Genomic DNA, 10917 nt, shown 5'->3' with positions numbered 1-10917 from the left:
ATCAGTCCGCTTGCCCAGACAATGTGGCTCAATCTTCGCCCATTGGGCATCCGTCAGTACGTCTCGGTCCATCCAAAGCGTGAATCACATTCGTAAAGCTTTGTGAATCCCCACAGACCCTAGCCCTCGATCACATGCGGCACGAAGCGCGCCGTGTTGCCGGTGATGCGCCCGTCCTCGCGGATGCCGATGCCGGCGGGTTCGCCGTCGACCACCCAGCTGCCGATCACCGGGAAACAGCCCGGCACGGGTTCGGGCAGCGGGTAATATTGCTGGTAGATATAGTCGCCCTCGCCGTAATCGCCCTCGGCTTCCGCCACGACCCTGCCGCCCAGCCGGATCGAGACGTTCGCACCCTCGCGCGCGAGCATCGGCTTGGCGACGGCGTCGGCGTCTTCCGGCGGGTCCCATGCCGCGCCCAGCAGGTTGGGATGATCGGGGAACATGTCCCACAGGATCGGCAATATGCCCTTGTTCGACCACAGCATCTTCCAAACGGGCTCCATCCAGCGGGTCCCGCCGTGCGTCAGGTCGTGGAGGAGCTGCGGCGCGAACGCCTCGTCGATCAGCCATTCCCACGGGTAGAGCTTGAACAGCGCGTCGATCGGGCGGTCGTCGGTATCGACGAAACGGTCGACCGCTGCGTCCCAGCCGAGATCGTCGATCAGGATCGGCACCGACACGATCCCCGCCCGTTCGGCCGTGTCGCGCAGATAGGCGATCGTCACCGCATCCTCGCCGCTGTCGTCGGCGACATGCGCGAAATGGACCCTGGGCGGCAGGTCGGCGGCCAGCGCGGTCCAGCGATCGACCAGCTTGTCGTGCAGGCTGTTGAACTGGTCGAGGCCGGGGAATACCGCTTCCTTCCACGACCACTGGATCACCGCCGCCTCCAGCAGCGCGGTGGGCGTGTCGCAGTTGAACTCGAACAGCTTGGGCGGCCCCTTGCCGTCATAGCCCAGATCGAAGCGGCCGTAGTTGAGCGCGGGCGGCTCGCTTTCCCAGCTATGGATCACCGCGTGGTGGAAGGCGTCGGGAAGCCCAAGCAGGCGCAGCAGGTCGCGGTCGCGCACGATCCGGTCGCCCGCTGCAACGAACAGGCGGTAGAGCTCGGCGGTCGCCGCCTCCAGCTCCGCGATCTGGGCGGCAGTGAAGCGGTAGCAGGCGCTTTCGTCCCAATAGGGCTGCGCGGTGCCGCCGTGCCAGATCAGCCCCTCGGCCTCCACCTGCGCGCGCCAGTCGGGGCGCGGGGTGAGCGGGGTACGGATCACGAGCGGCCGCTGCCGAAGCTGCGCCCCGACGCGCCGAAGCCGCCGCGCGAGATCGCCTGCGACCGGGTCATCGCGGTGCTGGCCGGAGCATAGGCATAGCTGCGGCCCGGCACGCGGGTGAAGGTGCCGCCCCGCGCCCGCTCGCCATAGGGCGGGATGGCGGCGTTGCGGGCGAGATAATACCACAGGAAGGCGCTGCCGACGCCGCTGCCGCCGGTGCGGCGGTTGCAGTTGCTGTCGGGCACGCGCACGCCGTTCTGGTCGGTGCAGACCGCGGTGTCGCTGCGCGCGGTCCAGCCGTCGTCCCGGTCGCGCCCGCCGCAACCCGCCAGCAGCAGCGCCGCCGCCACGCCGGTGGTGATCTTCAGGTCGTTGCGCATGTCCGTTTCCCCTCGCTCCGCCAGCAACCTAGCGCCCGCTCAGGCATAGGCATAGGGGCCGCCGACCGCGAGCGCCGCCTGATAGGCCGGGCGGGCATGGATGCGCCCGAGCCACGCGACGGTGTGCGGACGCGACGGCCCCAGCCCTGCGCGACCGCGCGCCGCTTCGAGCGGGAAGCTCATCATCACGTCGGCGGCGGTCATCGCCTCGCCCGCGAACCACGGGCAGGCGGCGAGGTGCGATTCGACGTAATCGAGATGCACGTCGATCATCGGCTGCACCTTCCGCTGCGCGGCCCGGCCGAACAGCGGCACGCGGCCGAGCACCAGCTTGAGCAGCAGCGGCGGCATCAGCGAGCCTTCCGCATAGTGCAGGAAATGGCGATAGTGGAGCGCGGCGCGGCGGTGCGCCGGGATGCCGAGCCGCCCGTCGGCCTTCTCGACCAGATATTCGACGATCGCCCCGGTTTCGGCGACCGCCAGCGGCCCGTCGCTGCCGCGCGCGTCGTCGTCGACGATCACCGGCGATTTGCCGAGCGGATGGATGCGGCGCAGTTCGGGCGGGGCGAGCAACGTCGCCTTGTTCCGGGCGTAACGCTCCACCCGATAGGGCAGGCCCAGTTCCTCGAGCAGCCACAGCACCCGCTGCGACCGCGAATTTTCGAGGTGGTGAACGGTGATCATCGGCACTCCCCCTGGCAATCGCGCATCCGGCAGCCCCGTCGCCGCGAAGCTTGGCCGGAACCCCGCGGAAGTCGGCGAAGGTTACACGGAACATCGTCGTACCGCGGGCACCCCTCCTTGCCAACACCTTGGCAGAAAAGCGGATTGGCCGTTGCAGCGCATCGCATCCGGCGGGCGGAAGTTGGCACTACCACCCGCCGGACGCACCGCATCAGAGGTCGTCGTCCTCCGCATCGGGGCCGGTCATCATCTCCTCGGCGACCTTTTCGGTGCGCTGGCGGATCGATGCCTCCAGCTTGTCGCGGAGTTCGGGATGCTCGTTCAGGAAGGTCTTGGCATTCTCACGCCCCTGCCCGATCCGCACGCTGTCATAGCTGAACCACGCGCCCGACTTCTCGACCAGACCCGCCTTGACGCCGAGGTCGAGGATCTCGCCGATCTTCGAGATGCCCTGCCCGTACATGATGTCGAATTCGACCTGCTTGAACGGGGGTGCGACCTTGTTCTTCACCACTTTCACGCGGGTGGCGTTGCCGATGATCTCGTCGCGGTCCTTGATCTGCCCGGTGCGACGGATGTCGAGCCGGACCGAGGCATAGAATTTCAGCGCGTTGCCGCCGGTCGTCGTCTCCGGATTGCCGTACATCACGCCGATCTTCATGCGCAGCTGGTTGATGAAGATCACCATGCAGCGCGAACGGCTGATCGAGCCGGTCAGCTTGCGCAGCGACTGCGACATCAGGCGTGCCTGCAGGCCGACGTGGCTGTCGCCCATCTCGCCCTCGATCTCCGCGCGGGGCACCAGCGCCGCGACCGAATCGACCACCAGCACGTCGATCGCGTTCGAGCGGACCAGCGTATCGGTGATCTCCAGCGCCTGTTCGCCGGTATCGGGCTGCGACACGATCAGCTCGTCGATGTTGACGCCCAGCTTCTTCGCATAGACCGGATCGAGCGCATGCTCGGCATCGACGAAGGCGGCGGTGCCGCCGTTCTTCTGCGCCTCGGCGATGACGTGGAGCGCGAGCGTGGTCTTGCCCGAGCTTTCCGGGCCATAGACCTCGATCACGCGCCCGCGCGGCAGGCCGCCGACGCCGAGCGCGATGTCGAGCCCGAGCGATCCGGTCGAGATCGCCTCGACCTGCATCGCTTCCTTCTGGCCCAGCTTCATCGCCGAACCCTTGCCGAACGCGCGATCGATCTGCGCCAGCGCGGCGTCGAGCGCCTTCTGCCGTTCGCCCGCCGCCTTGTCGTTTGCCGCCGCCATCTTGCTATCGACCGCCTTCAGATTTGCCGCCATGTCCAGCCTTTCGCGTAGAGCAACCGCGCCGAGGGTTCAACGCGCCTGTTGGATTGGCATGTATTCGTTTTGTTCCGGTTTTGCAAGATGCAATGGTTGCGGGCCGCACTGATCGAAGGGTAACGCAACGGCATGTGCCATCCGGCACGATGTGCAGGAGCGATGCAACGTGGATAGCACCGGCACCAAACTACATGATCGGGACCATCCCGGTCGCGCCTACCGATGGATCGGCGGCATGCTGCGGACAGTCGCGTTCGCATTCGGCAGGGGACAGGTCACCGGACGGCACCACCTGCCGGACGGCCCCGCCATCATCGTGGCCAATCACGTCGGCTGGCTCGACCCGCTCTGGATCGGAACAGCGACCTGGCCGCGCCCGGTCTATTTCATGGCGAAGCGGGAGTTGTTCGTGCCGGTGATGGGTACGATCCTGCGATCCGCTGGCGTATTCCCGGTGGATCGGGATGCCCCGGGGCCCAGCGCGATGAAATTGCCGCTGGCGATATTGGCCGGTGGTGGACTGCTGGTGATTTTCCCCGGTGGCCGACGTAGCGAAGCACTCGGCGATCTGAAACGGGGCGCAGCGACGATCGCAATGCTGGCGGGCTGCCCATTGGTGCCGGTCCACTATGCCGGCCCCACGAAATTGCAGCTCCGTGATCTCTTGCGGCGACCGCCCGTCCGTGTGCGCTTTCATGCGCCGATCCTGCCTCCGCCACGAGAAGGTCGGCGCATGCGCGACGCTGCGGATACACTTTCCCAGGCAATCGAAAAGGCAATCAACTCCGGGTAGTCGGCATCGTGAACGTCTCGACCCTTACCCCAGCGCCGCCAGCGCCTGTTCCACGCCGTCCATCGTGAACGGCTTGGAGAGGACCGGGCGGTCGCGGTGCGTGGGTTCGATCATGTCGCCCGATCCGCCGGTCGCCAGCACGAACGGGATGCCCGCCGCCGCCAGCGCGTCCGCCACCGGCCAGCTCTTCTCGCCGCCGCGCAGGTGGACGTCGAGGATCGCCGCGTCGATGCCGCCCGCGTCGATCGCGGCAAGGGCGGCGGCGACGCTGTCGGCGGTGCCTGCGACCGACTTGCCGAGGATGTCGAGGAAATCCTCCAGCATCATCGCGATGAGGGGTTCGTCTTCGACGACAAGGATACGCATGGACGAGGTCATAGACCGTGGTCCTTAGCGGTCACGGCGAAGTCTTGGCAAGCGCATCGCGTGCCGCCATCGCAAGTTGTTGTACGGAAAAGGGTTTCGGCAGAAACGACACTTGATTCAGATCAATCGACCGGCGCAGCTGTTCCTCGGCATAGCCCGACATGAACAGGATCGGCAGCCTGGGATACGCCTTGCGCACGTGGCGGACCATGGTCGGGCCGTCCATCGTCGGCATGACCACGTCGGAGATCAGCAGGTCGATGTGCGGCCGGTCGGCCAGCAGCTCCAGCGCGGCCTCGCCGTTCTCGGCGGTGAGTACGCTGTATCCCTGCCGCGTCAGCGCGCGTTCGGCGATGGCGCGGACCATGTCCTCGTCCTCGACCAGCAGGATGGTGCCCGATCCCCATGCCGGGGCGGGCTCGTTGCGCGACCGGGGCGGCAGCGCGCCCTGGCGCGGCGGTTCGGTGGCATGGACCGGCAGGTGGATGGTGAAGGTCGATCCCTTGCCCGGTCGGCTGTCGGCGAAGATATAGCCGCCCGACTGCTTGATGATGCCGTACACGGTCGAGAGGCCGAGCCCGGTGCCCTTGCCCACTTCCTTGGTGGTGAAGAACGGCTCGAAAATCTTCGGGAGAATGTCGGGCGGGATGCCGGTGCCGGTGTCGGATACCTTGAGCGTGACGTAATCGCCGACCGGCAGCACGTCGTCGTCCATCGCGCGGACCTGCTGCGCGCTGGTCGCCAGCGTCTCGATGGTCAGCGTGCCGCCGTTGCCGCCGCGTGCCAGCATCGCGTCGCGCGCATTGACCGCGAGGTTGACGACGACCTGTTCGAGCTGCCCCGGATCGGCGCGCACCGAGCCCAGCCCGCGCCCGTGGTTGACGACCAGCTGCACCGTCTCGCCGAGCAGGCGTTTCAGCAGGTTCGACACCTCCGAGATCACGTCGGGGAGTTGCAGCACCTGCGGGCGCAGCGTCTGCTGGCGCGAGAAGGCGAGCAGCTGCCGCGTCAGGCTGGCGGCGCGGTTGGAGTTGGCGCGGATCTGCTGGATGTCGTCATAGTCGCTGTCGCCGGGCGAGTGGCGCATCAGCATCAGGTCGCAGTGGCCAATGATCGCGGTCAGGATGTTGTTGAAGTCGTGCGCCACGCCGCCCGCCAGCTGGCCCACCGCCTGCATCTTGGTCGCCTGCGCCACCTGCCGCTTCAGCTTGCCCTCCTCGCCGGTGTCGCGGAGTGACAGGACGACGGCGGCGTCGCCCAGCCCGCGCGCGCCCGCGATCGACAGCGCGATCGGCTCGTCAGGGCGGTCGGTCAGGCGCACCGCCATGTCGGCGCTGTGCTGCGCGCCCCCGGCGAAGCGGCGGACGGCATCGGCCAGCGCCGCCTTGTCCTCGCGCACCACCAGGTCGCCGGGGTAGAGCGGCGGGGCGACGGGGTTGACGCCGGTCGCCCGGACGAAGGCGTCGTTCATGTGCAGGAACCGCCCGTCGCGGTCGACCAGCGCCATGCCGACCGGCAGCAGCGAGACGAGTGCGCGCACCTGCCCCGCCGCCCCCGGCGCCGCGATGGGGATGAGCCCCGCGGGGGCCTCCTCCTCGTCGAGAAGTGCTACCAGCATCGGGCCGCCGCTGTCCTCGGCGAGCGGGACTTGCAGGATGCGCAACGGATCGCCGCCCAGCCCCTCGCGCTCGAAGCGGACGCGACCGCGATTGTCGGTGACGAGGAAGCGGGCGAAGTCGCGCCCGTCGATCGCGCTGGCATCCTCCTGCCCCATGGCGCGGGCCTGGAACACGCGGTTGGCGCTGCGGATGCGGCCGTCGGGGCTGAGCAGCGCGACCATGATCCCGGCCATGCCGAGCCGCTCGCCGACCTCGCCCGCGATCTGCACGGCAAGGCCCGCGGCCTCCGCGATCGCCTGCCCGCCCTCGAAGCGCCACACCAGCATCGCGTCGCCCGCGCGGGTCAGATGGACGGCGAGCGGCGCGTCGCCCTGGCGCAGCGTCACATGCGCGTGACCGTCGCGCCATGCCGCGCGGGCGGCACCGGCGAGCAGCGTGGCGTCGTTCCCCTCGCCGCCCGCCGCCGCGGGGGTGGGATAGCCCTCGAACAGCGCGGCGTAGCGGTCGTTGGCGCACATCAGCCGCCCGGCGCGATCGGTGACGGCCATGGCATGCGGCGAGGCGGCGGCGAGTGCCTGCGCGACCGACCAGTCGGTCAGCGGCTCGGGCAGTTCGGCGCGTGCCGCCGTCCGGCTCCATGCGAAGATGGCGCCCGCCAGCACCAGCGCGGCGGCGGCGAAGCCGGTCGCGACGATCGGATCGCCGATCAGCCACAGGATGATCCCGGCCGCGACGACTCCGCTCGCCAGCGCGACGGCGATCGGCAGCAGCGGCGACGACGGACGGGGGGAAAGCGACACCATATGCGGCTGTTGCGGTGCTTCGGGGGGCGGCGTCAAGCGGGGTGCGCGGGTGGCGGCGACGGATCGTGCCGCGCCCGCTTCGTCATCCTGGCGCAGGCCGGGATGACGGGGTGTGGCTGCCGTTCCGTCATTCCCGCGCAGGCGGGAATCCATACACGCAACGGTATCGGCTTGATGCGCAGCGTCAGCGGCTATGGATTCCCGCCTGCGCGGGAATGACGAAGGGGGCAGTCTTGCCCTTGCCGAACCAACCCTTCCCGAATGACGGGAGGGAGGCGACCGCAGCCGCCCCCGCCCCTTACCAGATGCGGACGCGCTGTTCGGGGGTGAGGAACAGCTTGTCGGTCGCCGAGGGCTTGTAGCCCGCGTACCACGGGTCGAGGTTGCGCACGACCCATGCCCGCTGCTCCGACGGCGAGTGCGGGTCGGTCAGCAGCCGCTGGCGCAGATTCGCCTCGCGGTAGCTGCGCCGCCACACCTGCGCCCAGCCGAGGTAGAAACGCTGTTCGGGGGTGTAGCTGTCGATCACCGGCTGGTTCCCCGGATAGGCGTGGGTGTACGCATCCCACGCCACGGTCAGCCCCGCGAGGTCGGCGATGTTCTCGCCCAGCGTCAGTTCGCCCTTCACATGCATGCCCGGCAGCGGCTCATAGGCGTCATACTGCTTGACCAGCGCGGCGGTGCGTTCGCCGAAGCGCTTCACGTCCTCCGGCGTCCACCATTCGGTGAGGCTGCCGTTGACGTCGTACTTGCTGCCCTGATCGTCGAAATGGTGGCTGATCTCATGCCCGATCACCGCGCCGATCGCGCCGTAATTGACCGCCGGGTCCGCCGCCGGATCGAAGAACGGCGGTTGCAGGATCGCCGCCGGGAACACGATCTCGTTCATCACCGGGTTCGCATAGGCGTTCACGGTCATGGGGGTCATGAACCATTCCCACTTCTGGATCGGCTTGCCCAGATGCTGCACATTGTAGCGCTGCTGCCACTGGTTCGCGCGCAGCATGTTGCCGAAGGCGTCGCCGGGCACGATCGTGAGGTCGCTCATGTCGCGCCAGCGGTCGGGATAGCCGATCTTGGGGGTGAAGGCCGCCAGCTTGGCGCGGGCCTTCACCTTGGTTTCCGGAGCCATCCAGTCGAGCTGGTCGATGCGCCTGCCCATCGCGGCGGTGACGTTGCGGACCAGTTCGTCCGCCGCCGCCTTGGTCGCGGGCGGGAAATATTTCTCGACATAGACCTTGCTCACATCGTCGGCCAGCGCGTCCGAGGTGAAGCTGACCGCGCGCTTCCAGCGTTCCTCCTGCGCGGGCGTGCCCGACAGGGTGGTGCCGTAGAAGGCGAAATTCTCGTCGTCATAGGCCTTGGGCAGCACGCTCGCGAAATTGTCGAGCGAGCGCAGCAGCAGCTGGTCCTTCAGCACCGCCAGCGGGGCCGCGGCGATCACCTTCGCCATGCCGGTGAAGGCGCTGGGCTGCGCGACGATCACGCTGTCGGTGTTCGCGCCGAGGCCACGGAAATAGGTGGCGAAGTCGAAGCCCGGCGCGCGCCGCTGCAATTCGGCGACGGTCATCTTGTTGTAGGTCTTGTTCGCGTCGCGGTTCTGGATGCGGGTCCAGTGCGCCCGGGCGAACTGCGTCTCGAGTGCGACCACCGCCTTCGCGCGGGCGGCGGCATTGGGCTCGCCCGCCAGCGTCAGCAGCTTGGTCAGATGCGCCTCGTAGGCGGCGCGGGTCGCCGCCAGCTTCGCGTCGGTCGAGAGATAATAGTCGCGGTCGGGCATGCCGAGGCCGGACTGGCCCGCGGACAGCGCATAGACCTGCGGCTGCTTGTCGTCGGGGCCGACATAGGCACCGAACGGCGCGCCGACGCCCGCCTGCGACGCCTTGGCGGCGAGCACGGCATAACCCGCCTTGGCCTTCAGCGCCTTGATCTCGTCCAGCCATGGCCGGATCGGGGCAAGGCCCTTGGTCTCGATCGCCGCATCGTCGAGGAAGGTGGCATAGGCGGTGCCGATCTTCGAGGTCGGATCGCCCTTCGCCGCGTCGAGCAGTTCGCGGGTGCGGGTGCGCGACAGATCGTCGAGGGCGGTGAACATGCCGTAGTTCGACTTGTCCGCCGGAATCGGGGTGATCCGCTCCCACGTGCCGTTGGCGTATTTGTAGAAATTGTCGCCGGGACGGACGCCGGTGTCCATGCCCGCGGTGTCGAAGCCGAAGCTGCCGATCTCGGGCTTGGGCGCAGGAGGCAGCGGCGCAGGCGACGGTTCGGGCGTGGCGGCAGCGGTCTGGACCGGCGCGGTCGGCTGCGTGGCGCAGGCGGACAGCGCGGTGGCTGCGAGCAGGGAGACAAGGACGAAACTACGCCGCATCGGGAAAGCCTTTTCGTATCAGGTGATACGGTGATGCTGCACCCGGGGATATCGATCGTCAATATGGGAAGCACTTTCGCTCCCCTCCCTGGAAGGGAGGGGAGAAGTCGGGCATCCGCGCCCTATTCCCGGTGATGCCGCCGCTTCCACTTGGCGGCGATCCACAGCCGCCAGCCGAGCGCCGCGACGGCATAGCCCAGCACCGCACCGATCACCGAGCACACCACCATGCCGAGCGCGGTGGCTGGGCCGACCTCCGCCACCAGCCAGTCGAGCCAGCCCGGCGGCGCCGCCACCGCATCGCCGATCGGCTGCCCCGGCACCACCCGGTCGAGATGCAGCAGCCAAGCGCCCACCTTGTAGTAGAGGATGAACAGCAGCGGCGTGGTGATCGGGTTGGTGAAGAAGGTGGTGAGCGCGGCGGCGGGCACGTTGGCGCGCAAGGGGAGCGCCAGCACCGCCGACGCCGGTATCTGTCCCAGCGGGATCAGGATGCCGGTGAACATGCCCAGCGCCACGCCGCGCGGCACCGATCGCCGGGTGAAGCGCCACAATTCGGGGGCGAGCACCCGGTGGGCGACCGGGCGCAGGAAGCGGATGCCCTCGATCGATTCGCGCGTCGGCAGGTTGGCGCGGACCCAGCGCAGCGCCCGCGCACCCAGCCGCCGGTCGTTGCCCTGCCGGTCAGCCACGGTCCCGCAGCAACCTTCCGGCTTCGCGCTTCCATTCGCGCTCCTTGATATGCTCGCGCTTGTCGTGGGTCTTGCGGCCCTTGGCCAGCGCCAGCTCGACCTTGGCCCGCCCCTTGGAGTTGAAATAGACCGACAGCGCGATCAGCGTCATGCCGTCGCGGGCGACCGCGCCGTGCATCTTGTTGATCTCGCGCTCGTGCAGCAGCAGTTTGCGCGGGCGGCGCGGTTCGTGGTTGAACCGGTTGCCGTGGCTGAATTCGGGCACGTTCGAGTTGATGAGCCACACCTGCCCGTCGCGGACGTCGGCATAGCTTTCGGTGATCGATCCCTCGCCGAAGCGCAGCGACTTCACCTCGGTGCCGGTCAGCGCGATGCCCGCCTCGTACACGGTGTCGATCTCGTAATCGAAGCGCGCGCGGCGGTTTTCGGCGACGGTCTTCTTCTTGTCGAACAACTGGGGACGCGGACGGCTCATGGCCTGCGACATAGGAGGTCGCGGGGCGGAGGGGAAGCACCATCGCTCCTCCCCGGCACGGGGAGGGGGACCGCCCGCGCCAGCGGGTGGTGGAGGGGGTTCGCCGCAGACGCACCGGTTCCGTATGCGGATACCCCGCTCCACCAGCTTCGCTGGTCCCGCT

The 10917-nt window shown here is 68.3% G+C and carries 10 protein-coding genes; 1 reads left to right on the top strand and 9 read right to left on the bottom strand.

What is annotated here, in order from left to right:
* Positions 1–119: 119 nt before the first annotated feature.
* From ABLE43_RS10360 to recA, 4 genes are all read right to left on the bottom strand, one after another.
* Entirely contained in the window at positions 120–1271 is a 1152-nt protein-coding gene (locus ABLE43_RS10360; RefSeq protein ID WP_348978422.1) for a glutathionylspermidine synthase family protein, read from the bottom strand.
* The gene (locus tag ABLE43_RS10355) at positions 1268–1651 is read right to left on the bottom strand and encodes a hypothetical protein (RefSeq protein WP_348978421.1); all 384 of its coding nucleotides are present in this window, start codon (positions 1649–1651) and stop codon (positions 1268–1270) included. Before ABLE43_RS10355 ends, ABLE43_RS10360 begins: the two co-directional genes overlap by 4 nt.
* Before the next feature lie 39 nt (positions 1652–1690).
* Positions 1691–2335 (bottom strand): glutathione S-transferase family protein, encoded by a 645-nt coding sequence (locus tag ABLE43_RS10350; RefSeq protein ID WP_348978420.1) that lies wholly within the window; start codon positions 2333–2335, stop codon positions 1691–1693.
* Between the two features lie 211 nt (positions 2336–2546).
* Positions 2547–3635, bottom strand: coding sequence for a recombinase RecA (gene recA, locus ABLE43_RS10345; protein ID WP_348978419.1), 1089 nt, complete (start codon positions 3633–3635; stop codon positions 2547–2549).
* 238 nt (positions 3636–3873) lie between these two features.
* On the opposite strand from recA, the gene ABLE43_RS10340 reads away from it, so the two are divergent.
* Positions 3874–4431 (top strand): lysophospholipid acyltransferase family protein, encoded by a 558-nt coding sequence (locus ABLE43_RS10340; protein WP_348978418.1) that lies wholly within the window; start codon positions 3874–3876, stop codon positions 4429–4431.
* 24 nt (positions 4432–4455) lie between these two features.
* On the opposite strand, the gene ABLE43_RS10335 is transcribed toward ABLE43_RS10340, so the two are convergent.
* The 5 genes from ABLE43_RS10335 to smpB all read right to left on the bottom strand — a co-directional run bounded on the left by ABLE43_RS10335 (position 4456) and on the right by smpB (position 10754).
* The gene (locus tag ABLE43_RS10335) at positions 4456–4797 is read right to left on the bottom strand and encodes a response regulator (RefSeq protein ID WP_425475253.1); all 342 of its coding nucleotides are present in this window, start codon (positions 4795–4797) and stop codon (positions 4456–4458) included.
* 31 nt (positions 4798–4828) lie between these two features.
* Positions 4829–7219: a hybrid sensor histidine kinase/response regulator gene (locus ABLE43_RS10330; protein ID WP_348978416.1), complete on the bottom strand. Its 2391-nt coding sequence runs from the start codon at positions 7217–7219 to the stop codon at positions 4829–4831.
* Between the two features lie 298 nt (positions 7220–7517).
* The gene (locus tag ABLE43_RS10325; RefSeq protein ID WP_348978415.1) at positions 7518–9587 is read right to left on the bottom strand and encodes a M13 family metallopeptidase; all 2070 of its coding nucleotides are present in this window, start codon (positions 9585–9587) and stop codon (positions 7518–7520) included.
* A 122-nt stretch (positions 9588–9709) separates the two neighbouring features.
* Positions 9710–10279 (bottom strand): DUF2062 domain-containing protein, encoded by a 570-nt coding sequence (locus tag ABLE43_RS10320; protein WP_348978414.1) that lies wholly within the window; start codon positions 10277–10279, stop codon positions 9710–9712.
* A complete protein-coding gene (gene smpB / locus ABLE43_RS10315; RefSeq protein WP_348978413.1) occupies positions 10272–10754 on the bottom strand; it encodes an SsrA-binding protein SmpB in 483 nt (160 codons plus the stop codon). Before smpB ends, ABLE43_RS10320 begins: the two co-directional genes overlap by 8 nt.
* Between the last annotated feature and the right edge of the window lie 163 nt (positions 10755–10917).

Source organism: Sphingomonas silueang, from assembly GCF_040049155.1.
In the GTDB taxonomy this organism is placed as follows: Bacteria; Pseudomonadota; Alphaproteobacteria; order Sphingomonadales; family Sphingomonadaceae; genus Sphingomonas; species Sphingomonas silueang.
The sequence above is the reverse complement of the archived record's forward strand: the minus strand, read 5'-3'. Positions and strand labels throughout refer to the sequence as shown.